Annotated in this window: 21 protein-coding genes; 15 read left to right on the top strand and 6 right to left on the bottom strand. The window is 37.9% G+C overall.

Features of this window, described 5'->3' with window-relative positions:
• Positions 1–94 precede the first annotated feature (94 nt).
• The 3 genes from AC4BHA_RS16785 to AC4BHA_RS16775 all read left to right on the top strand — a co-directional run bounded on the left by AC4BHA_RS16785 (position 95) and on the right by AC4BHA_RS16775 (position 3396).
• Positions 95–1234 (top strand): CDP-glycerol glycerophosphotransferase family protein, encoded by a 1140-nt coding sequence (locus AC4BHA_RS16785; protein ID WP_490558944.1) that lies wholly within the window; start codon positions 95–97, stop codon positions 1232–1234.
• 160 nt (positions 1235–1394) lie between these two features.
• On the top strand, positions 1395–2651 hold the full coding sequence (locus AC4BHA_RS16780; protein ID WP_490558943.1) for a CDP-glycerol glycerophosphotransferase family protein: 1257 nt from the start codon (positions 1395–1397) through the stop codon (positions 2649–2651).
• Between the two features lie 214 nt (positions 2652–2865).
• Complete coding sequence (locus tag AC4BHA_RS16775) at positions 2866–3396, top strand: REP-associated tyrosine transposase (protein ID WP_490558942.1); 531 nt, start codon at positions 2866–2868, stop codon at positions 3394–3396.
• Positions 3397–3757: 361 nt separating this feature from the next.
• Here the strand turns inward: AC4BHA_RS16775 and AC4BHA_RS16770 are convergent, their stop codons facing one another.
• Genes AC4BHA_RS16770 through AC4BHA_RS16760 form a run of 3 tightly spaced genes read right to left on the bottom strand, consistent with a single transcriptional unit; the run spans position 3758 to position 5984 of the window.
• The gene (locus AC4BHA_RS16770) at positions 3758–4498 is read right to left on the bottom strand and encodes an amino acid ABC transporter ATP-binding protein (RefSeq protein ID WP_066102530.1); all 741 of its coding nucleotides are present in this window, start codon (positions 4496–4498) and stop codon (positions 3758–3760) included.
• Positions 4499–4516: 18 nt separating this feature from the next.
• Complete coding sequence (locus tag AC4BHA_RS16765; RefSeq protein ID WP_066102526.1) at positions 4517–5179, bottom strand: amino acid ABC transporter permease; 663 nt, start codon at positions 5177–5179, stop codon at positions 4517–4519.
• Positions 5180–5195: 16 nt separating this feature from the next.
• On the bottom strand, positions 5196–5984 hold the full coding sequence (locus AC4BHA_RS16760; protein WP_066102523.1) for a transporter substrate-binding domain-containing protein: 789 nt from the start codon (positions 5982–5984) through the stop codon (positions 5196–5198).
• A gap of 263 nt (positions 5985–6247) precedes the next feature.
• Here AC4BHA_RS16760 and AC4BHA_RS16755 point away from each other — a divergent pair, with 263 nt between their 5' ends.
• Together AC4BHA_RS16755 and AC4BHA_RS16750 are read left to right on the top strand one after the other, a co-directional pair.
• Positions 6248–6502 carry a metal-sensitive transcriptional regulator gene (locus AC4BHA_RS16755; RefSeq protein WP_139892867.1) on the top strand — a complete coding sequence of 85 codons (255 nt, stop codon included), beginning with the start codon at positions 6248–6250 and terminating at the stop codon, positions 6500–6502.
• 88 nt (positions 6503–6590) lie between these two features.
• The gene (locus AC4BHA_RS16750; protein ID WP_066102518.1) at positions 6591–6887 is read left to right on the top strand and encodes a rhodanese-like domain-containing protein; all 297 of its coding nucleotides are present in this window, start codon (positions 6591–6593) and stop codon (positions 6885–6887) included.
• A 274-nt stretch (positions 6888–7161) separates the two neighbouring features.
• On the opposite strand, the gene AC4BHA_RS16745 is transcribed toward AC4BHA_RS16750, so the two are convergent.
• Together AC4BHA_RS16745 and rraA are read right to left on the bottom strand one after the other, a co-directional pair.
• Positions 7162–8460, bottom strand: a complete 1299-nt coding sequence (locus tag AC4BHA_RS16745) for a hemolysin family protein (RefSeq protein ID WP_490558941.1) — start codon at positions 8458–8460, stop codon at positions 7162–7164.
• A gap of 526 nt (positions 8461–8986) precedes the next feature.
• The gene (gene rraA, locus AC4BHA_RS16740; RefSeq protein ID WP_066102514.1) at positions 8987–9472 is read right to left on the bottom strand and encodes a ribonuclease E activity regulator RraA; all 486 of its coding nucleotides are present in this window, start codon (positions 9470–9472) and stop codon (positions 8987–8989) included.
• Between the two features lie 147 nt (positions 9473–9619).
• Here rraA and AC4BHA_RS16735 point away from each other — a divergent pair, with 147 nt between their 5' ends.
• Together AC4BHA_RS16735 and AC4BHA_RS16730 are read left to right on the top strand one after the other, a co-directional pair.
• Positions 9620–10519 (top strand): diacylglycerol/lipid kinase family protein, encoded by a 900-nt coding sequence (locus AC4BHA_RS16735; RefSeq protein ID WP_490558940.1) that lies wholly within the window; start codon positions 9620–9622, stop codon positions 10517–10519.
• Positions 10520–10587: 68 nt separating this feature from the next.
• Positions 10588–11397 (top strand): AAC(3) family N-acetyltransferase, encoded by an 810-nt coding sequence (locus tag AC4BHA_RS16730; RefSeq protein ID WP_490558939.1) that lies wholly within the window; start codon positions 10588–10590, stop codon positions 11395–11397.
• A 152-nt stretch (positions 11398–11549) separates the two neighbouring features.
• Here the strand turns inward: AC4BHA_RS16730 and AC4BHA_RS16725 are convergent, their stop codons facing one another.
• Positions 11550–12158, bottom strand: coding sequence for a histidine phosphatase family protein (locus AC4BHA_RS16725; RefSeq protein WP_175354241.1), 609 nt, complete (start codon positions 12156–12158; stop codon positions 11550–11552).
• A 181-nt stretch (positions 12159–12339) separates the two neighbouring features.
• Between AC4BHA_RS16725 and AC4BHA_RS16720 the strand changes: the two genes are divergently transcribed.
• From AC4BHA_RS16720 to cshA, 8 genes are all read left to right on the top strand, one after another.
• Positions 12340–12675: a metal-sensitive transcriptional regulator gene (locus AC4BHA_RS16720; RefSeq protein WP_066102506.1), complete on the top strand. Its 336-nt coding sequence runs from the start codon at positions 12340–12342 to the stop codon at positions 12673–12675.
• Positions 12676–12687: 12 nt separating this feature from the next.
• Positions 12688–12894, top strand: coding sequence for a copper chaperone CopZ (gene copZ, locus AC4BHA_RS16715; protein ID WP_066102503.1), 207 nt, complete (start codon positions 12688–12690; stop codon positions 12892–12894).
• Positions 12895–12968: 74 nt separating this feature from the next.
• Entirely contained in the window at positions 12969–15380 is a 2412-nt protein-coding gene (locus tag AC4BHA_RS16710) for a heavy metal translocating P-type ATPase (protein ID WP_490558938.1), read from the top strand.
• A 145-nt stretch (positions 15381–15525) separates the two neighbouring features.
• Positions 15526–17892: a penicillin acylase family protein gene (locus AC4BHA_RS16705; protein ID WP_490553705.1), complete on the top strand. Its 2367-nt coding sequence runs from the start codon at positions 15526–15528 to the stop codon at positions 17890–17892.
• Positions 17893–18283: 391 nt separating this feature from the next.
• Positions 18284–19051, top strand: a complete 768-nt coding sequence (locus AC4BHA_RS16700; RefSeq protein WP_077247991.1) for a hypothetical protein — start codon at positions 18284–18286, stop codon at positions 19049–19051.
• Between the two features lie 193 nt (positions 19052–19244).
• Positions 19245–20318, top strand: a complete 1074-nt coding sequence (locus AC4BHA_RS16695; protein WP_066102491.1) for a D-alanine--D-alanine ligase — start codon at positions 19245–19247, stop codon at positions 20316–20318.
• Positions 20319–20530: 212 nt separating this feature from the next.
• The gene (locus AC4BHA_RS16690; protein ID WP_490558937.1) at positions 20531–21898 is read left to right on the top strand and encodes a UDP-N-acetylmuramoyl-tripeptide--D-alanyl-D-alanine ligase; all 1368 of its coding nucleotides are present in this window, start codon (positions 20531–20533) and stop codon (positions 21896–21898) included.
• A gap of 765 nt (positions 21899–22663) precedes the next feature.
• A complete protein-coding gene (cshA, locus tag AC4BHA_RS16685; protein ID WP_066102485.1) occupies positions 22664–24157 on the top strand; it encodes a degradosome RNA helicase CshA in 1494 nt (497 codons plus the stop codon).
• The last annotated feature ends 44 nt before the right edge of the window (positions 24158–24201 follow it).

The following is a 24201-nucleotide window of genomic DNA, read 5'->3' as shown; positions in this document are numbered from 1 at the left end:
TTTTTATATATTGAAAAGGAAAATAGAATGAAAGAATTCACCTAATAAATCCTTATTATTTTCTAAGGGAGTACCTTGGTCTGAGGGGAGACATATGAAAATCTTTATTATTAAGTTATTTAAAGTACATCTTAGGATTATCTATTTTTTCATTAAATTAACAACTAATATGAAGAACCGAATAGTATTTATAAGCAGGCAATCCAACCAACCTGGTATTGATTTTCTCTTGTTAAAGGAAGAGATACGTAAGGAAAATCCAGATTATCAGGTTGTATTTTTGTGCCAAAAATTAGATAAAGGATTAAAAGCGAAAGTGAACTATTACTTTCACTTATATAAACAAATGTACTATTTAGCTACTTCTGAAATATGTATTATTGATTCATATTGCATTCCTGTCAGTGTGCTGAAGCATAGAGAAAATTTGAAAATTGTACAGATTTGGCACTCCTTAGGTGCAATTAAGAAGTTTGGTTTCCAAACCCTTAATAAGTCATTTGGCAGAAGTGGAGATTTGGCCAAAGCAATGGATATGCATAAAAATTACGATGTGGTAATATGTGGATCTAATGCAATGATTCCAAAATATTGCGAAGCCTTTCAAACAACTGCTGATAAAATAAAGGTAATCAGTCTGCCGAGAATTGATTATCTTATTACAGAAGAAACGGAGATTCAAAATAAAATAATTACAGCCTATCCATCCTTAAAGCAAAAAAAGGTTATTTTGTATGCTCCTACTTTTAGAGAAGGTGAGCGTATCCCGTATGATACGGTCATAAAAAATGTGGATTTAGATGAGTATTCGCTCATTATTAAGGGACACCCTGTAAGAAGTGGTGAGTATTTTGATGATCGAGTGTATACATGTCCGGAGTTTAGCTCACTTGAGTTACTTACGGTTGCAGATTATGTCATAACCGATTACTCTGCTATATCCATAGAAGCATCTATATTAGTAAAACCTCTTTATTTTTATGTATATGATTATGAAAACTATAAGGATAAGAATGGGTTAAACATGGATTTATATGAGGAAATGCCAGGTTGTGTATATGGAGATATAAATGAATTAATGGATGCGATTAAACATACAGAATATAATCTTAACCTGGTGAGGAATTATAGAGATAAGTATATATCGAATCAGGAAGGAACAGCGACAAACACATTAGCTAAATATATACTGGATTTGTGTGAGCAAAATCAGGTGAAAAAATCTGCGAATTAAATGATATGAAAAACTTTTTAGTTTAAATTGAAAATAGCACCATAGCTACTTATTACACATAATGAGAAATTTGGCTATTAGTCCGATGGATAGTATAGACTATCTAAAAATAAGGTGAATAGTCAGGATTATTAGCATATAAGAACAGCGGAGGACTACGATGAAAAAGACTAAAAAAAACGTAAAAGCCCTTATGGTTGATATATCTAAAAAAAATAGTGCATTTCGAAAAATCTTCCGGTTTGCATTAAATAAGTATCGTGCCATCAAATACAAAAAATATAATAGGATGGTGATAAATGACAAGCATATTATATTTGAATCATTTATGGGCAGAAGTTACACAGATACCCCTAAAGCTATCTATGAATATATGATAAATAGTGATCAATTCAAGGATTATACATTTATTTGGGCATTTAAAAAACCTGAAGATAAGGCACCTTATTTCACTAACTCGAATACGAAGTTGGTGAAATGGGGATCGGATGAATATTATAAATATTACTCAACATCAAAATACTGGATATCTAATTCAATGGTTCCCATCCATGTTGAAAAAAGGCCTGGACAAGTGTATGTTCAAACATGGCATGGAACACCACTGAAAAAACTGAGGTATGACATTGAAGTCAGTGGAAGTGTACTGAACGATATAGATGATATTAGAAAACGAAACGATCAGGATGCTAGCAGATTTGATTACTTCATATCACCTTCACCTTTTGCTTCCGATAAGTTTATTTCAGCGTTCAATTTGAAGGGGTTAAATAAGGAAGGCATTATTATTGAAGAAGGATATCCGCGTAACGACTATCTGTTTAACTATACTGAAAAAGATATAAAAAACATTAAGGAGAGACTAAATTTACCGGATGATAAAAAAATAATCCTTTATGCTCCGACATTTAGAGATGATCAACATAAATCAGGGTTAGGTTATACGTATAATTTAGAGTTGGACTTCGAAAAACTTCAAAAAGAGATTAGTTCAGATTACATTATTCTATTTAGAACTCATTATTTTGTGTCTAATATGTTTGACTTTGAAAAATATCAAGGCTTCATTTATGATGTTTCCAATTATGATGATATAAATCATCTCTATGTGATAAGTGATTTGTTAATAACTGATTACTCCAGTGTCTTTTTCGATTATGCTAATTTAAACAGGCCTATCCTCTTTTATATGTATGACTTAGAAAATTATCAAAATAACTTACGAGACTTTTATATAAGCTTAGATGAGCTACCAATGCCTATTATAAAAAAGGAAGACGATTTAATCAGAGCTATCAAATCTGTGGAGGATGACTTTAAAGAATACAAAGTCAGATATGCACAATTTAATAAAAAGTTTAATGATTTAGATGATGGAGAAGCAAGTAAAAGAGTAGTGGAGAAGATTTTCAAATAATTATAGAGGCGATATTTAAAAAGGTGGAGAAAAGCGGATTAGTTTTTCTTCACCTTTTTTTGCGCTCTTATTTATAAATAATTGCCTTGTTAGCATCATGTACTTAACAGGAGATAGAAGAAATTATATGCATGTTATAAAAAACACAAAAATAGAGGGAATAAGCTTCAAAAGGACGAAATAGTATTATAACAACTTTAAAGGAGGTACTATATTGCTCGATTTTGATGCATTGCAAATTTATCACATCACCAATAGAGGTGTAAGAAAAGAACCAATATTTTATAACATGATTGATAAGCATAAATTTATCATCATTCTTGCTGAAGCTCATAGCAAATTTAAATTGAAAATTCATGCCTACTGTCTTATGAACAACCACTTTCATCTTCTTATTGAACTCTCCGATGCATCCTTAAGTAAAATTATGCAAACCATTCAACAAAGATATGCCATATACTTCAATCAGACCTATCAATCTCAGGGACATGTATTCCAATCTAGGTATTATTCCAGACTAGTAGATAATCAAAATGACTTTCTAAATGTAAGCAAATATATCCATATGAACCCTGTTGCAGCAGGCTTGGTTACAAGTCCTCAGGATTATCAGTGGAGCAGCTATGCCACTTTCTCCAATCATTCTCCTCGAAATCATCCGCTTATCGACACGGATACAACCTATACTTGTTACCCTAATAATTCCAAAGAATTATATAAAAAATTCGTTGAAAAACAATCCTAATTAAAGTGTGAGTGTGGGGTGAAAAGGTGCCATCTGGCACCTTTTTGTATTGGTTTGGAAAGCAGAGATATGTCACGTCGTATGTAGTATTGATTCACGGTAAAGTTAAAGGAAGTATGTGTAAATGAGGGAGAAAGCTCGGGAGGACCTATCCTGCACCTATATCACAGCTATACCGGGGGAAAGGTGCATCAAAGGTATAGGAAGGGTGAGGGAAAGCAGCTATGATACACCTATGCCACAGCTATTCGACACCTATCTCACACCCTTCCCCCGCCTATCTCAAGATGAAGAAGCATCCACATAAAAAAACTTCCCAGGATTGCTGGGAAGTTTTTCAACGTACAATGGTGATGACGGTCTATAACTGACTTCCAAAGAACTCTCGTGTCCGTTCTTCTTTAGGATTTTCAAATATTTGCTCAGGAGTGCCTTTTTCCAGGATGTTTCCTTCGTGCATAAAGAGGATTTGGTCAGCAACTTCGCGTGCAAAGCCCATTTCGTGAGTGACAATAACCATCGTCATTCCATCCTGGGCGAGTTCCTTCATGGTGGTCAATACTTCACCAACCAGCTCTGGATCCAGGGCAGAGGTTGGTTCATCGAATAGCATGATATCAGGTTTCATCGCCAGGGCACGGGCGATGGCTACACGTTGCTTTTGTCCACCGGATAGTTTATTTGGGTAAACATCTGCCTTGTCATCAAGGCCAACCTTTTTTAATAGCTCTAATGCTTCTTGTTTAGCTGTATCTTTGGCTATTTTCTTTACCATAATAGGTGCTTCAATTATATTTTCCAGTACAGTCTTATGAGGAAAGAGGTTAAAGTGCTGAAAGACCATCCCGATTTTTTGGCGTACTTCATTAATATTATGGGTTGTTGTTTCGATTTGTTCACCTTCAATAATGATGGAGCCGCTATCCTTTTTTTCAAGATAATTTAAGCAGCGCAGCAATGTACTTTTACCAGATCCGCTTGAACCAAGTAAACAGACAACATCGCTTTCATAGACAGTCAAACTAATATCTTTTAATACATGCAGATCTCCAAAGGATTTATTCAGATTTTCGACTTTTATCATTTCTCGTAATTCATTCATTTTTGTTTCCCCCTCTTACTAATCGCTAATTGCCATTCTTTTTTCAAGTGCTCGAAGACCCAGTGTTAACACAGCAACCAATATTAGATAGTAGACAGCAACAATGAGTAAATAGGTCATCTCGTCAAAATTATTGGATCCGAGAGTGGTCGCCACATTAAACAGCTCATTCAATGAGATGAAAGCAGCGAGAGAAGAATCCTTTAGACCGATAATAAATTGGTTACCGAGTGGCGGGAGGGCTCTTCGTAAGGCTTGAGGGAAAATGATTCGGCGCATGGCGAGTCCGCGTGTCATACCAAGCGAGCGGCCAGCCTCCATTTGTCCTTTATCAATGGATTGAATTGTTCCCCGGAAAATCTCAGCAATATAGGCCCCGTTATGAAAGGCGAGAGCCAATGATGCTGCCCAGAAATCCGGTATAAGAAAGATGCCGCTGAACCCAAAATAAAGAATGAAAATTTGGACAATTAACGGGGTTCCGCGAACAAGATATATATAAGCATCGGAAATGTAACCGAGCAATTTAATTTTCGAGATTTTAAGTAAAGCTACAAATAGTCCTATTATAATTCCGATTATGATGGAGACGACAGTCAATTCAAGAGTTAACAGAAGTGCATCGAAGAATACCCCGCGGGTATCAACTAATGTTTGAAAAAAGTGTGATAAATCTTGCAATCGTAACAGCTCCCTTTCATTCTTTATTATCTGGTTTTTGAGTAATATCTTCGCCAAAGTATTTCATACTAATTTTTGATAGAGTACCGTTTTTGCGCAGTTCCTCAAGTGCTTTATTAACCTCTTCAAGAAGTTTTGGATTATCCTGTGGAAGCACTATAGCTTGCTCACTTCGTTCAATCAGCTGTTGTCCAACAATTTTGAAGCCTTCTTTGGCAGCGGTTTTCCCAGTGACAAAATCGGTAATGACAGCATCATGTCGGCCATTGCTTAATGCCTTGAGTGCAGTCACATCACTATCGTATGTTTTAATATCAGATGTATATCTGCTCGCAGTGTCTGCATATGTAGATCCTTTGGCGGCTGCAACTTCTTTCCCTTTTAAATCTTCAACTGTCTTGATATCACTGTCTGGACGGGTGAAAATTTGTGGTCCTGAATAGTAGTAGGGAGTGGAAAAGAGGACGAATTTTGAACGTGCCTCATTAATGGTATGGCTGGCCACTGCGGCATCAGCTCTCCCGGTTTTTACACCTTCAACAATTCCCTTGAATTTCATTTGTTTTTGGACAGGCTCAAGCCCCAATTGTTTAGCGATGGCTTCCCCAACTTCAATATCAAAGCCAGTCATTGTCATATCATCGTTCATATAGCTGAAGGGCTTAAATTCCCCGGAAGCGGTGAAAACGAATTGATCGTTATTAATCAATTCTGCCCCGCTTGCCATTTGCTCCTTTTCTGCACAGGCAGTCAAGGAACCTAGCAGAAGGAGTAGAAAGATAAACGGAAGAATATTTTTTTTCATTCCAGTTGAATCTCCTTTCAGTGTCAATAGAGCTTGCTTTCTAACTAAATACCCATTAATGCCAGTAATTAACCAAAATACTAAAAAACAACTTTATTGGAATAGCAAATAGTAAGAAGAAGGACCTGTATGTCATCATAGAATACGCTGAGATTTTCAGGTATACTGATACTAATTAATAGGGAATAAATAGTATAAAGAAGAAGCTGAAAGATGAATTTATCGCTGATATAGATTTGAATAACTTAAGGAGTGATTTTCAGATGGAATATGATGATAAAGTCAAAAACCGTATTAAGAGGATGGAAGGTCAATTACGCGGGATACTTAAAATGATGGAGGATGGAAAAGATTGCAAAGAAGTCGTGACTCAGTTATCTGCGGTAAGGTCTGCAGTAGACAAGACAATTGGAGTCATTGTCAGCAGTAACCTTATTGAGTGCGTGGAAAATGCGGAAGATGTAGAGAAGGAAAAGTTAGTGAATGAAGCAGTGCATCTGTTGGTCAAAAGTCGCTGAGAGTTTCGGTTGGCTTTTTTTAATAAAATTTGATATACCTATAGGGGTAATGTTACGTTGAAATCTTAAAGGAGGCGGAATCAGTACGATGAAAACAATTGAGCCACAAGAAGTGGAAGCAAAACTAGCTGAAGGGCAGTCCTTAAATATTATTGATGTTCGTGAAGTAGATGAAGTACGTAACGGGAAAATTCCAACAGCGGTTAATATTCCATTAGGCCTGCTTGAATTTCGGATGAATGAGTTAGATAAATCAAAAGAATATATAGTTGTTTGCCATGCAGGAGGAAGAAGCGCCAGAGCTGTTCAGTTCCTTGAATCTGAAGGATACGATGTGACCAATATGAATGGTGGCATGCTAGAGTGGGAAGGGAAAACTGAATAATAAGAAAAGACGAGAACTTGGGGTCTATCCCATTCTCGTCTTTTTTTGCAATCATTTTTTTGAAATTAATTGAGTTCAGGTGAATTAATAGAATCCTAATGTTTTTTATTGATGTCCATATCAGTTTACTGGATCCAATTAAATTCTTTGCTCCTACATAATAGGAAAATCCAAATGTAATCAACAAAATCTTAATAAAAATGGGTTCATAATACTAACTTACTATTCTAGCAATAAGCATACAACCATTCAGTGTGTATGCTCCTTTTATTATTTACTCGGATGCTTTTTTCACTTCAATATATAAAAGATGGTGATCTTCAGCATCCTCTACAGTAAAGATGAATCCATCCTCTTCCAATGTATCCCCAATGGCTGCATCGATTTTATGAGTTAAAAACCAACCGCCTAATGTATCTACATCCGGATAGTCCATTTGTATTCCAAGCAAATCCTCAATCTCAGACAATAGCATTTTTGCATCTAGAATATAATGATAGTCACTTATTCTACGAATCTCTGGTAGCTCATCTGTATCGAACTCATCGCGGATTTCCCCAACGATTTCTTCAAGAATATCCTCAACCGTAACAATACCGGAAGTACCGCCGTACTCATCAAGTAACACGGCTATGTGTATGCGTTCCTTCTGCATTTTCACAAGTAAATCGTGAATAGGAATCGTTTCAATTACCGTGATAAGTGGTTTAACATAATCACGGATTGGCATATCTGTTTTCAAACCGCTTCTAAGACTGGCTGTTAGTAATTCTTTAACATTCACAAATCCAATAATCGTATCTTTATCTCCATCTGTAACGGGATAGCGCGTATATTGTTCATTATTTAAAGAAGCAACAATATCTTCTAAAATATCATCCTTTTGAAACGTTTGAATTTCTGTTCGAGGCACCATGATTTCTCTGGCAATCCGATCATCAAATTCAAAGATATTGTTTACATATTTAAATTCAGATTGATTGATTTCTCCCTTTTTATAACTGTCAGTCAGAATCATCCGCAACTCTTCTTCAGAATGGGCAATGTCTCCTTCGCTAGCCGGTTTAATGCCAAATAGGCTTGTGATAAATCGGGCAGAATGGTTCAATGCCCATATAATCGGAAACATCACTCTATAAAACATAATAAGCGGCCGTGCGAAATTCATTGTAATCGTTTCTGCTTTTTGAATCGCAACGGATTTAGGCGCCAATTCTCCCACTACAACATGTAAAAAGGTAATAATAGAAAATGCAATCACAAAGGAAATAATACTTGCTACAGAATCCTGGATGTGCAGTTTTTCAAATAGGGGATCAATGAGATGTTTAACGGTGGGCTCCCCAAGCCAACCGATCCCTAATGATGTAATCGTAATCCCAAGTTGTGTCGCTGACAAATATTCATCTAAATGTGTTACGACCCTCTTGGCTGCCATTGCTTTTCGATTTCCTTCTGCAACAAGCTGATCTATTCTGGTCGCACGGACCTTAACAATGGCAAACTCTGATGCCACAAAGAACATCGTACTCACCAATAAAAATAAAAGTAAAACTATATTAACTATGTCCATCGTCTCCATTCAATCTCTTTACCCGTCCGGAGTAAAGATTCACCTCCTGACAAATATCCTTTTGTATATTTCTTCACCATCAGGAACGGGTTTAAACTTTTTTGCGACATATGGGAAAAAATACACATATAAACAGGATACTCCTGTAAGTGACTTTGCTCAATCTTTATGATACTCTTTAAATAGAAAGAATCATGAATGGTGGGCATTCATGATTCTGCAAAAGCCACTCCTTAACGGAGACGAGTATTGATTTTTTTAGGCCTCACTATCTTTTTAGAGCAGTGAGGTCTATTTTTTATTATTTATCGTGATTACTGTTAGAAGTAAGGTGGCAAAGCTGAATGTTACCATAAATGTCTCAAAGATTGACATGGGACATCACTCCATTTCGGATGGTTGGTGTCTGCTTAATGGAATTGACTTTTGCTAGTTCATTATAGCATACATTTAGTAACAATAAGAACAAGTGTTCGTTTTAAGTGGAAATAATGACTTTCGACTCATCAAAAAAGCCGAGATATATTTATCCCGACTTGGATTCCAATGGTTTTTCTGAAATAATAATCCCATCATCATCAGCATACACAAATTGTCCAGGAGTCCATTCTACGTTTCCGAATGATAGGGTTCCGCCTTTTGTACCTTCGCCTCTCTTTTTACTTTTAAATGGGCATGTTCCAATCGCTTTTATTCCAACTTCTATATGGGCCAAGTCAGCTGAATCCCGGACACAGCCATTAATAATGATTCCGTTTATTTTTCTCTCAGCTGCAATGGCTGCCAACTGGTCACCCAATAATGCACAATTTAGAGAGCCCCCACCATCTACAACTAAAATAGTTCCAGGCTCAATCGTTTCCAAGCTTTCTTTTACCATTGAATTGTCTTCATATACCTCAACGGTTCGTATTTCGCCCTGAAATTCCTTTTTCTTACCATAAGAATAGAAAGGGGTTTTACATAGACTTAACCTGTCAGCGTACTCATCACATAAATCAGCCGTTTTCATGGAAAACATCCTTTCAAAATTTAGTTGCAAGTTAATTATATTGAATTTTCTGTAAATTTTCCATTTATTAAGAGATGAATGTTTCTAAATACCGGCTTCATGGGAATATAAGAGATACAAGCTTTCTGAAGATAAGGAGAAAAAATAATGAGTATGTTTAATAAGGTACTATTTATTTACAATGGTTCTGCCGGTCAGACAGAAACAGATCGGGCACTTGCCGCCGTACTCCCTGTAATTAGTACTGAAACGAAAGAATTAAAAGTGGTGCAAACGGAAGAGGCAGGTGAAACCAAAAAAATCTGTCTTAAGCTTGGGGAAGAATATGACCTTGTTATTATCCTTGGTGGAGATGGAACGGTACATGAAGCTGTCAATGGGCTTGCTGCTCTGGATAAGAGGCCTGTTTTAGCTATTTTGCCGGGTGGTACATGTAATGATTTCAGCAGAATGCTTAATATCCCGCAAAATCTAAAAAAAGCGGCAGAGACAATCATGAGTGGCCAACAAGTTCCGGTAGATGTAGGAAAAGTTAATGATGACCACTACTTTCTTAATTTTTGGGGGATCGGGCTAATCACCCATACATCAAGCAATATTGATGAAAACCAAAAGAGATTAATGGGGAAAATGAGTTACTTTATTAGTGCATTACGAACGGTGAAAGAGGCAGAGACATTTCATTATAAAATGAAGACTGATCAAGGTGAGTATGAAGATGAGGCAGTCATGATCATGGTGCTGAATGGGAAATTCATTGGATCTAATCAAATCCCTCTGCCATCCATTAATATGGATGATGGATTATTTGATGTATTAGTAGTGAAAGAATCATCATTTGGTGCGTTTCTTGATTTATTTTCACTTAATTCTCCTGATATAAACCTAAATGATGCTGAAACAAGGCTGTTCCATTTGCAGACGAAATCATTGTCAATTGAAACAGAAGAAGTTCTGGAAGCGGACACAGATGGCGAAATTTATTTGGAAACTCCCGCAACTATGGAAATCCTAAAGCATCATATACACATGATCAAGGGTTATTAGTATCTTGGGGTTACAAAGTATACCTTTTCCTTTAAAATTGTAGAAAAGCCAGAATCGGAAGTGAATTTATGTCTAAGTTGATAGAAAATACACCATTTCCCCGTACAAGAGAGGTGCTACGTACTGACATGCGCGAATTGGGGTTAAAAAGAGGTATAAATGTCCTTGTTCATTCCTCGCTATCATCAGTTGGATGGGTGAATGGAGGGGCTGTTGCCATTATTCAGGCATTGATGGATACTGTTACAGAAGAAGGAGCCATTATCATGCCGGCTCAATCTGCGGATTTGTCGGATCCGGCTGAATGGTTGAACCCACCAATCCCTTGGGAGTGGTGGGAAACCGTGAGAAATACAATGCCAGCTTTTGAACCTGCTATTACACCTACATATGGCATGGGGAAAATTGCAGAGCTATTTCGTACATATCCAGGTGTTTTAAGAAGCAACCATCCAAATGTTTCGTTTACTGCATGGGGTAAGCGTAATGGTGAAATCCTTGCCAATCATCAATTGGAAAATGGATTGGGTGAAGGATCTCCACTAAGAAAACTCTATGATTTAGATGCTCATGTCCTGTTTATCGGAACGAGCTATGAAACGAACACCTGCTTTCATCTGGCAGAGTATCGATCTGGTACCAGGGAAGTAATCCAAAAAGGTACTCCCATTTTTGTAGATGGAGAGCGGAAATGGGTGGAGTATACGGATATTGAATATGATGATACTGAATTTGATACAATCGGAAATGCTTTCGAACAACAGTACTCTGTTAGGAAAGGTAAAATCGGCAGTGCTGATTCCAAGTTATTTTCCTTTTGCGAGGCAGTTGATTATGCAGTAGAATTTTTTAAAAATGAAGCGAAGGCGAAGGTTTAGCTACCCAAGAATGAGAGTCTTTTATTTGCTATGTCTTTTTTACTTGGTGGCTGTCTCCGGCTTGATTAAACTTCCTCACTGATCTCCACATCTATCCTGTACAAAAAGAGGCTTTCCCAATAACTTGACTATGGGAAAGCCTCTTGGATTATTTATTCTACGTGCTGCATATCATTTTCGAATAAAAGTTCCATTTTACCATCATGAAATTCAAGCTTCGTTAAACTTGTATTCCCTGGCGGTGTCGCTTTAAAGACATCTGAAAGTGGTGTGTTTTTAATATGCGTAAGCAGAACACGCAGGAAAATAGAATGGGTCACAATAAGGATGGTACCGGAAGGGTTTTCGTTTATAATTCTTTCGAACACATCGACAGCTCTTTTCTTGAGCTGATTAAAGGTTTCACCTGTTTCTGTCTCAAATAAATGTGGCGTTTCCCAAAAGATTTTAAATTCCTCAGGAAATTCTGCCTCAATCTCATCTCTAATGCGCCCGTCCCAATCTCCAAAATGCATTTCACGTAAGTCATCTTCCTTAATCAGGCTAATCTCACGATCACCGATGATATATTGAGCTGTTTCATAAGCACGTTTTGATGTACTGCTGTACACTTTATCAAGTTTTACATCAGCAAGCCTCTTTCCAAGAGCTTTTGCATCATTAATACCTTTTTCGGTCAGTTCGCCATTTCCCCAGCCTTGCATAATACGATTGACATTCCATTCTGTAAGTCCATGTCTAGTTAAGTAGATTGTTAGCAACGTACATGTCTCCTTTGCAATTTGTGAATAATCATAAGTATAACGCAATCAAGGTTGGATAGAAAAACAATGGATTGTCAGTCTAATTTTAAAAAGATCGATCATAAGTGATAAACGTTGAAGAATATACTATAGGGGGGTATAGTATATTTAATAATAGAAAAACGGGAGGGAGGTCACTATGAGCGAGATAGAGATTACTGAAGATATGGGTAATCATTGCCATCATGACCAAGAACGAAAAAGCCATCATTCTGATAACGTAAAAAAAAATTTGATCAGTCGTTTAAATAGGGTTGAAGGGCAGATTAGAGGGATTAAAGGCATGATTGAAAAGGATGTATATTGCGATGATATTATAACCCAGATTGCAGCTACACAATCAGCCCTGAATGCTGTTGGAAAGTTGATGCTTGAAGGCCATATGAAATCATGTGTGGCAGAAAGAATTCAACAGGGTGATATGGAAGTACTCGATGAAGTATTAATTACCATACAAAAATTAATGAAAAAATAGGAGGAATTTAAAATGGAAACAACGATCTTAAATGTAAAAGGTATGTCCTGCGAGCATTGTGTGAAAGCAGTCGAAGGCAGTGTAAGTGAGTTAAACGGAGTTAGTTCTGTGAAGGTTACATTGGATACGGGAAAAGTGGAAGTCCAATATGACCCGGCAATGGTTAATCTAGAAACAATTAAAGAATCTATTGATGAACAAGGATATGATGTCGATTAATATATGATTCGAATTAATAGGCTAAGCCACGCCCTATTTAAATAATGCAAGTTCAACAATAAGGTGGTGAGTTTATGAAGCATGTCCATTTGCAGATTACGGGAATGACCTGTGCCGCCTGTTCAGCAAGGATTGAAAAGGTACTGGGGAAAATGGAGGGAGTTAAAGAGGTAAATGTGAACTTAGCCACTGAAACATCTGCTATTCTTTATGATCCTACTCTCTTATCAGCGAACGATTTAAGAGGAAAAATAGAAAAGCTAGGGTACGGGGTTACGACTAGAGTATCGGAACTAATGATTACCGGAATGACCTGCGCCGCCTGTTCAGCAAGAATTGAAAAGGTATTGAACAAGACGGAGGGTGTCTTAATTGCCAATATAAATCTGGCCTTGGAATCAGGCACGATTGAATATTCTAGCAGTGAGTTATCTGAGGAAGATCTCATTGCCAAAATAGAAAAACTAGGCTATGGTGCTTCACCAAAGGAACAGCATAAACAGGAAAGTGAAGACCCGAGGCAATCGGCTATAAAAAAACAACAGCTTAGGTTTATAGCAGCTGCTTTCCTTTCATTGCCACTATTATGGACGATGGTAGCCCATTTTTCTTTTACCTCCTGGATGTATATACCGGATATTTTACTGAATCCGTGGGTTCAGTTGGCTTTAGCGACACCTGTTCAATTCATTATTGGTTGGCAATTTTATAAAGGGGCCTATAAGGCTCTGCGAAATGGCAGTGCCAACATGGATGTATTAGTGGTGCTTGGTACATCTGCTGCCTATTTTTATAGTTTATATGAATCTATAGTAAAAAGTGGGCATCATCATGCTGAGATGCCGCATCTTTATTTTGAAACAAGTGCCATTTTAATAACTTTAATTTTACTGGGTAAATTATTTGAGGCTAAGGCAAAAGGCCGTACATCAGATGCGATTAAGAAGATGATTGGCTTGCAGCCTAAAACGGCGATTGTCATTCGTGATCAAAAAGAAGTGAAAGTTCCGCTTGCCGATGTAGTAGTAGGGGACTTAATCTATGTGAAACCCGGAGAGAGAATTCCAGTAGATGGTGAAGTGCTCGATGGCAGCTCAGCTGTGGATGAATCCATGTTAACGGGTGAAAGTGTTCCGGTTGATAAAAATCCAGGGGACCAAGTCTTCGGAGCCACCATTAATAAAAATGGTGCATTAAAGGTGAAAGCCATTAAAGTGGGTAAAGATACAGCCCTATCCCAAATTATTAGAGTGGTTGAACAGGCACAGGGTTCGAAAGCTCCAATTCAGCGGTTAGCGGATAAAATATCAGGTATCTTTGTTCCGATTGTAGTGGGAATAGCCGTTTTGACATTTATAGCATGGTATTTTATCGTGGATCGTGGAAATTTCACTACGGCACTAGAAAATATGATTGCTGTTCTTGTAATAGCCTGTCCATGTGCGTTAGGGTTGGCTACGCCGACATCCATAATGTCTGGGTCTGGCCGGGCAGCTGAATTTGGTATTTTATTTAAAGGCGGAGAGCATTTAGAGACCGCTCATCAGATTAATACCGTACTGTTGGATAAGACAGGGACAATAACGAATGGTAAACCGATTTTAACGGATATTATACCAATCGGAAATTGGGAGCAGGAAAAACTGTTAAAACTCATAGCGGCAGCAGAGAAACCATCCGAGCATCCTCTAGCACAGGCAATAGTCGAAGCAGCCCATGAACATAATCTGGAGCTTACAGAGGCAGTAGATTTTCAAAGTACTCCTGGATTTGGAATTCGCGCTTCTGTTGGGCAGGATAAAGTCCTGGTAGGAACGAGAAAATGGATGACGGCTAATCAGCTTGATATCACCTCAACTCAGCCTTTTATGGAGGATCTTGAGAAAGAAGGGAAAACGGCGATGATTGCCGCGGTGAATGGAAATGTGGCTGGTATCATTGCTGTTGCTGATACGATTAAAGAGACATCCGGACAGGCGGTGCAACGTCTAAGGGATATGGGCATCGAGGTGTGGATGATTACAGGAGATAATCAGAGCACCGCGGAGACAATCGCAAAGCAGGCGGGTATTCAACATGTGATTGCTGAAGTTCTTCCAGAAGGAAAGGCGAATCAGATTAAAAGATTCCAATCTGAAGGAAGAAAAGTAGCGATGGTCGGCGATGGAATTAATGATGCTCCGGCCCTAGCGTTGGCCGATATCGGTATTGCTATCGGAACAGGTACAGATATTGCAATAGAAGCAGCGGACATTACCTTGATGAAGGGCGACTTAAATGGAATTGCAGATGCGTTTTATTTAAGTAAGCAGACGATGCGTAATATTAAACAAAATCTATTTTGGGCTTTTGGCTATAATACCCTTGGAATTCCAGTGGCGTTTATGGGACTGCTCGCCCCATGGTTGGCAGGTGGTGCTATGGCATTCAGTTCGGTGAGTGTTGTCTTAAATGCCCTGCGCCTTCAACGAATTAAGCTAAAGTAAATAGAGTGAGGAAATGCCGACATGGTATGTGTCGGCATTTTTTTGCGTTGTATAACAAGTATAAGCAGCTGAGGCAATGGTTTAAAACAAATAAAGGAAACTCTCATCTTTTATAGAATGTAAAAAGCATGAGAGGTGGGATATTATGGAAATGAAGATTCCAAGGAAACGGGTGTCAAAGGGGAAGAAAATTAGTTTATGGGTAATTGCTATTTTAGTAGTCATTCTTATAATTGGTTCACTGGGAGCGGTTTATTTTGTTAAACGGCCTTTACCGCAAATGGAAGGTGAACTTGAACTTTTGGGTTTACATAATGAGGTAGAGGTTTTGCGTGATCAAGAAGGAGTTCCGCATATAAAGGCCGATGATACACAGGATTTATTTTTTGCCCAAGGTTATGTACAGGCTCAGGATAGGATGTTTCAAATGGATTTATCAAGAAGGCAGGCATCAGGCAGATTAAGTGAAGTAATAGGGGAAGCCATGCTTAAAAACGATAAATATTTCCGAACGCTAGGTTTGAGGAGAGCTGCTGAAGATTCTTATGAATCCTATTCACCGGAGGCAAGAGAAATACTTCAGTCATTTGCTGAGGGTGTAAATGCCTACATAAAAGAAAAAAAGGCCAAAGGGAAATGGCCGATAGAATTTACCTTTCTTGGGTATGAGCCAGAGGAGTGGACTCCGATTGATTCACTGACGATTGGTAAGTATATGGCTTTTGATTTGGGAGGAAACTGGAACAGTCAGGCTTTTCGTCACTATTTGCTGCAAAGTTTCCCGAAGGAAAAAGCATATGAACTATTCCCAAGCTACCCTGCAGGAGCACCAGTGAATATAACCAAGGATGAACTCGACATAGAAGGCAGTTTATCTTCTTCTGTTGTCCCGAATGAATATAACGGAAGCAATAATTGGGTAGTCTCAGGTGAGAAGACCCAATCTGGAGAACCATTATTGGCGAATGATCCACATTTATCTTTGGCCACCCCCTCTGTTTGGTATCAAAATCATTTGGAAGGGCCTGGCTATAATGTTAGCGGTGTCATATTTGCCGGTATTCCTGGAATCATTTTAGGTCATAACCTAACTATTGCATGGGGAGTTACGAATGTGGGTCCTGATGTACAGGATTTATATATTGAGAAGAGAAACCCTGAACAGGAAGATGAATTTCTTTACAAAAAAGAATGGGAAAAAGCTCAGGTTATTCATGAGAAGATAAAGATAAAAGGACAGAAATCGGAGGATTTTAAAATAACCATTACACGTCATGGGCCTGTCATCTCAGAATTTTTAGGAAGTGTTGGCAAGGAGCATGTTTTGGCTTTAAAGTGGACCGCTTTGCAACCCTCAAATGAGCTGGAAGCCGTGCTTAATATGGGTAAATCAAAAGATTGGACCGAATTCGAAAAAGCGCTGGAGGATTTTGAATCGCCGGCACAAAATTTTGTCTTTGCCTCAAAGGAAGGAACAATTGCTTATAAGGCTAATGGGAAGATTCCTATTCGAAAAGATAAGCAGGATGCTCTTTTACCGGTAGAAGGCTGGACGGGAGAAAATGAGTGGGTTGGATATATTCCATACAACGAATTACCGCGTACGATTAATGCTGAAAAAGGATACATATCAACGGCTAACAATAAAGTAACAGATGAACACTATCCGTATCATATAAGCCATGATTGGGCCCAGCCCTATCGCCAAATGAGGATTGATGAAGTTCTTTCAGGCAATGATAAATTAACGATTGAAGAGATGAAGAATTTGCAAATGGATCAGCGAAATCTGCAGGCGGAGGAGTTCCTGCCGAAGTTTATAGAAGAACTATCAGAGACTAAAGAAACAGAGGCCATTGATGTTTTAGAGGACTGGAATTACATGGATGACAAAGAAATGGCAGCTCCGTTACTCTTCCAACTATGGATGGCAGAAATCTCGGACACCTTATTCGCAGATGATATATCTGAAGAAATGCTCACCCTTTTCAGAGGCAGAAAGCAAGCTGTTGATCAGCTTCTTAGAAAAGCGTTAAATGGTGAAAAGAGTATTTGGATTGAAGACAAGGGTGGCTTAAAGACGGTGCTGGAAACCAGCTTGAAGAAAGCTGTTACAAAAGGGAAAGAGATACAGGGAGGGGTTCTTTCTAATTGGAGATGGGGGGATTATCACCAAATTCAATTTAAGCATCCGCTATCCTCAGTCAGTCCTCTTCAATATGTGTTTAATTATAAGGGGGAACTAGAGAGTGGGGGAAGTGCGGTTACAGTTCAGGCAGCTGGTTACGATACGAAGGGAACTATTAATCATGGAGGATCATGGAGGTTTATTGCGGATCTCTCTGATTTATCCAAGGCCTCACATATAGTCGGACCAGGACAGTCCGGGCAATTGGGAAGCGAATGGTACCAAAACCAAATGGAAGATTGGGTTACAGGGACATATCATCTAACGAAACTAAATGAAAAGAATGGAGTCAAGCTCCGGTTAATACCAAAAATAAAAAGGTAGTATTTTCCGAATAAGTAAAATAATTTAAAACGGTGCGTAAGTTTAGTAATGTTGGGAAAAAAGTCTTATAATTTTATACGAGAAAGTTTGAATCTTTTAAAACAGTGGGATTATATAATTTTAATCTTTATTTAAAAAATAAGGCTGGTGCCTACTCACTTTTTGCTACAGGTCAGATTAAAGGATTACCAATGTTACAACAACTTTACAATATAATTTTTTTACGGTTTTTTGAATCTTTTTTGGTTTAATATCGTCTAGAATAAAGGAGAAACTATTTACACCGATAGGATAAGCAGGGGATAGGTAATTAGATGTAGGCTTGACTAATCAAAATAGTCTAATAGCCACCTAACATCGTATTGATGAAGACATGCCGGAGGGGTTTGTATTGAAACATGGTAAAAGAGATTTTATATACCTTCATAAACAAGAAGCTGAGCATTTTGTAGCTTCATTTGGCATAGACTTTTTTAGTTTTATGCAATCGTTGAAAGAGCCGCCGCCAAATGTTTTATTATTGGATCATCCTTTTATGGATGTTGAATATGATATGCATACACAGTTTAATTATGTTTCCTTTCCCTCATATAAGAAATATTATAAAGAAAGTGGGAAGGAGTATGGGCATATAAGCTGGATTGATTTTGAGGATATTGAGGGGCTGGAAGAATTAGCTCCATGGGAAATCGCTGAAATCCTGTATTTCAGACATACATTTAACCATCTAAGATCTCCCTTTTATCCAAAATTAAATAATCGGTTTGTCTATTTAACATTAGAGGATGGCTTTTATAATAAAGTTTATTACCGGTATTGGAATGATTTTTACCAGTTAATTTCCAAGCTAATTCCTGAGCATGTGGAGATAAATAAGCCGGATCGATTATGGCTTGGCGGTAGAAAAAGAACAGAGAACGCAATAATCCCTTTAGAGATTCTGAAACAGTTATCCCCTTTGTTTAATGAGGGCGTAATCATTAGCTTTCATAAGTCAATTCAAACAAGACAAACTATCGAGATTCCAGTATGGGTTGTTGGAGATTATCGGCATGAAGATGAGCTAAGAGATGAGTTAAGGACGATTTATCAAAAGCGGCAAACTGTTAATCTCGTTTATCAGAAGAAAATGAAAGAATGGGTCATAGATGGAAAATAAACCTCCTGTAAAATTAAGGAGGTTTTCCTAATTTATTATACAGATATTCAGGTTCACAAATTATGTTCGAATATGCATATAATAAGAAGAATATAAGTTTTTCCTATAAAAAGTACCTGTCACATATTAATTTAATGTTCTGAAAAGGAAATGATACAATATATTATGTATCAATTAACGGAGGGTAAATTCAATGAAAATTAAACTAGGATTATTATATGGTGGAAAATCTGCTGAACATAAAGTATCCATGCAAACTGCTATGGCAGTCATCAAAGCATTGGATTCATCTAAATATGAGATACATCCGATTTACATAAATGAAGAGGGGGAATGGATTAAAGGACCGCAATTACAAGGACCAGTTGAATCTGTTAAAGAGCTGGAATTTGACCACAGAAGTCAGGCTGTTCAAACAACTGGTTTTAACAGTATTATCGCTAACGGATCTGATGATGCATTCGATGTTATTTTCCCATTATTACATGGCCCTAATGGCGAAGATGGTACAGTGCAGGGGTTGCTCGAGCTGCTTAATATTCCGTATGTAGGAAATGGTGTTCTTGCTTCTTCAGCAGGTATGGATAAAGTAATCATGAAGAATATATTTGCCCAGGCTGGGTTAGGGCAGGTTGGTTATGTTTCTTATTTACGTTCAGAATGGAGCGGAAATGAAGAAAAGGTATGCCAAGAGGTAGAAAAAGCATTGGGATATCCATGTTTTGTTAAACCGGCTAACTTAGGTTCCAGTGTTGGGATTAGTAAATGTGAAAATGCTGAAGAGCTGCATAAAGCATTTGAAGAGGCATTCCAATTCGACCGAAAAGTAATCATTGAAGAAGGTGTTACTGCAAGAGAGGTTGAGATTGGCGTTATTGGAAATGATTATCCTGAGTGTTCTGTTGCAGGGGAAATTATTCCGAAAAAAGCGTTTTATGACTATAAAGCCAAATACGAAGATGGCGATACAGCATTGGTAATACCTGCAGAGATTTCTCAGGAAGAATATCAAATGCTGCATGACATGGCAATTAAGGCATACAAAGCATTGGATTGTTCCGGGCTTGTAAGGGCAGATTTCTTCCTTACACATGACGGAAAAGCTTATATTAATGAAGTAAATACAATGCCAGGATTTACGCCATTCAGTATGTTCCCATTACTTTGGAGCCACACTGGAGTGGAATATCCGCAATTAATTGAAAAACTGATTAATTTAGCTATTGAAAGACATGCTGAAAAGCAAAAAATTAAATATACTATTTAATATAATGTAGCCTGGCTGTATAAATGAGAAATGTAAGAATCTGCGCATTAGATATTCTCGATGGGTTGATTTACGAACATCATTTCCGGCTTATTACTATTGATAGGGTTATGCATACTCAATTAAACGGCAGAGGAATGCTGTACAGCCGATTATTTAATTGGCTGTATCTGTTTTTTTTCAGGGATGATAAAGGGTAATGGAGGATTAATATGATCAAACGTACATTGGCTGAAATTGCAGCTATGGTAGATGGCAGCATAAATGAAGGTTTCAAAGATATACTTGTTTCAGGAGTAACAAATGATACAAGAAAAATCGAGGAAGGCAATCTATTTGTTCCTTTGCAGGGTGAAAATAGCAATGGACATAATCATGTAGAGGCAGCATTCGCTCAGGGAGCAGCTGCTACATTTTGGGAATCAGATGCACCGAATCCTCCTGAAAACAGAGCACTGATTTTTGTTAAGGATAGTTTAAAGGCATTACAACAGTTATCTAAAGCATATTTACATGAATTGGATACGAAAGTGGTCGGAATTACAGGCAGTAATGGGAAAACGACTACTAAAGATATGACCGCCTCGATCATGAAAACAAAATATCGGGTACATAAAACAAGTGGAAATTATAACAACCACATTGGATTGCCACTTACGATTCTGTCTGCTCCGGAAGATACAGAAATCCTGATTCTAGAAATGGGAATGAGCAGCAGTGGGGAGATTTCACTCCTTTCGCAGATTGGACAACCTGATGTAGCGATTATTACTAATATTGGTGAGGCGCATTTACTTGACCTTGGTTCTCGCGAAGGAATTGCAGACGCCAAAATGGAAATTGTCGAGGGTTTAAAGAAGGATGGAACACTCATTTTTAATGGGGATGAACCTCTTCTGCTAAGCAGGGTATCCAAGCATGCCTATAAACAGATTACCTTTGGCAGCAGCATAACAAATGACTATTATCCTGTTCAAAGCAAAGCAGGAGAGAATGAAATGGAATTTACAATTGATGTAGATGGTAATCATCCTTTCGTATTGCCGCTCTTAGGCAATCATAATGTGCTGAATGCATTGGCGGCGATAGCTGCTGGCAGAACGATGGGAGTCTCCTGGGAACAAATCACGACAGGCCTTGCTGAAGTAAAACTATCTAATATGCGGATGGAAGTATCCTTTGGAGCGAGAGGCGAAAAAATCATAAACGATGCTTATAATGCCAGCCCGACTTCAGTTAAAGCAGCTATTGAATTAGTGAAAAGGATGACAGGTACGGGCAAGAAGATTCTTGTACTAGGCGATATGCTTGAATTGGGACCAGAGGAAGAGATGTATCACTCCAAAATGGGTGAATTAATCACAGAGGAGATTGATTATGTCTTTACGTATGGTAAATTGGCTGAAAAGATTGCCGAAGGTGCTGCAGAAAATTTGAATAAAGAACGCATTTATCATTTCAGTGATAAGGATCAATTATCATTGAAGTTAAAAGAAGTCATTGATGAACATTCTATTGTGTTGGTCAAAGCTTCGAGAGGGATGAGACTTGAAGAAGTCGTTCGTAGCCTTCAAGACTAAACCTTAAAGATATACTATCCCACGATGTCATTCATTCTTTAAGGATGAATGACATTTTTAAAAATTTCATACATATCTGCATGATTTGAATGAAATCTGGGTAATATATAACTGTATGTAAATAGAGGTTATTTATTAGTTAATTGGCGTTTTTATGCTGCACACTAAACTAGGTTAGTTAATCAATCGATTGATTAGTAGGTAAATGTAATATTTTATTTAATTTTGATACCAAGATCCGATTGCTTTGTATAAATCGAGTCCTGGCATAAATCATCTATGTGTACTACAAACAAAATTCTGTAAATATGTTTATAAACCTCTATTTTATTTAAAACAAATCGTGACTATAACGGCTTATCGTGTACAAGATTAGTGTGCAGCGCCTATTCTTCACCCATCAACGGCTTTAAAAAGGGAGAATACAGTTCTTAAATTAGCTAATTTAGAACCACAAAAGTATCTGTTAATAGCTTGAAGATTTGAAGCAGGAAAAATAGCATAATAGAATATTGCAAGTGCGATTATTTGCAATCCCGGTCTGTTTTTGTTAACATAAGTTAAATACATGCGTTTCATGAAAATTTTCCAAATGAATTGGACTTATGAACTCATGCTGCCGGGATACTGACGGCCGCTTTTTTTTGTGAGATCGAACCCTGTGCAACAGGCATGATTAAATTGACCGTAATCCTGTTTTACAGGAATGAAAAATATATTGAAGCAATTGTTAAAATAACACCTATCTTGGGGGTAGAAAAATTAATGACATTATTTAGTGAATTAGGAATTAGCAGCGACACATTAAGAGCAGTAGAAGGCATGGGGTTTGAAGAAGCAACTCCAATCCAATCTGAAACGATTCCACTTGCATTGCAGGGTGGGGATTTAATCGGACAAGCTCAAACAGGTACTGGTAAAACTGCTGCGTTTGGAATTCCGATGATTGAAAAAATCGATGTAAAAAGAGACGAAATTCAGGGATTAATCATTGCACCGACACGTGAACTTGCTATTCAGGTTTCTGAAGAGCTTTACAAAATCGGAGCAGGCAACCGTTCCCGCGTTCTGGCAGTATATGGCGGTCAGGATATAACTCGTCAAATCCGTGCGTTAAAAAAACGTCCGCATATCATCGTGGGTACACCAGGCAGACTGTTGGATCATATTAACAGAAAAACAATTCGTTTGAACAATGTTCATACTGTAGTTCTTGATGAAGCAGATGAAATGTTGAACATGGGATTCATTGAAGATATTGAATCTATTCTATCTTCTGTTCCAGATAATCACCAAACTCTATTGTTCTCTGCAACTATGCCTGATCCAATTCGTCGTATAGCCGAAAGATTCATGCATGAACCAAAAACAGTTCGTGTAAAAGCGAGAGAAATGACTGTACCGGCAATCAGCCAATATTATGTACGTGTTCCGGAAAGAGAAAAATTCGATGCATTAACTCGTCTAATTGATATCCATACGCCGGAATTAGCTATTATATTTGGCCGTACTAAACGTCGTGTTGATGAATTAGCAGAAGCATTAACAGTACGTGGTTATACAGCTGAAGGAATCCATGGTGATTTGACACAAGCACGTCGTATGTCAGTCTTACGCAAGTTTAAAGAGGGAGCAGTCGATATATTGGTAGCTACGGATGTGGCTGCACGTGGTCTTGATATTTCCGGTGTTACTCATGTTTATAACTTTGATATTCCTCAGGATCCTGAAAGTTATGTTCACCGTATTGGACGTACAGGAAGAGCGGGTAAAGAAGGTATGGCAGTTACATTCGTAACTCCACGTGAAATGTCTTATCTTGAAGTGGTTGAACGCACCACTAAAAAGAAAATGGAGCGTATAAAAGCTCCAACTGTTACAGATGCGCTTGAAGGACAGCAAAGAACTGTAAAAGAAAAATTGTACAATGTTGTTTCTTCTGAGGACTTAACGGCATATCTTCCGTTGGCTAAAGAAATGATAGAAGATCATACTGCAGAGGAATTAGTTGCTGCAGCATTGAAATTGTTCATTAGAGAGCCGGATGAAAAGCCTGTAACCATCTCAGAAGAGAGACCACTTCCATTCCGCAAAGATGGCTATAAAGGCGGAAAAGGTGGCGGAAGCAAACGTCCATATAACAGAGGCGGAGACAGAGATAGCCGTGGTGGCGGAGACAGAAGACGCAGCAGCAGCACCAATCAAGGTGGACGCAGAAAGTCTTACTCAAACTCTAAACCAAAAAACACAAGTAAATAAGATTTAAATAAAGGCCAATCCTACACATTAGGATTGGCCTTTTT

The sequence above is a fragment of the Pradoshia sp. Z3_51 genome (assembly GCF_058215915.1).
Note: the sequence above shows the minus strand (reverse complement) of the source record. Positions and strands in the feature narration are given on the sequence as shown.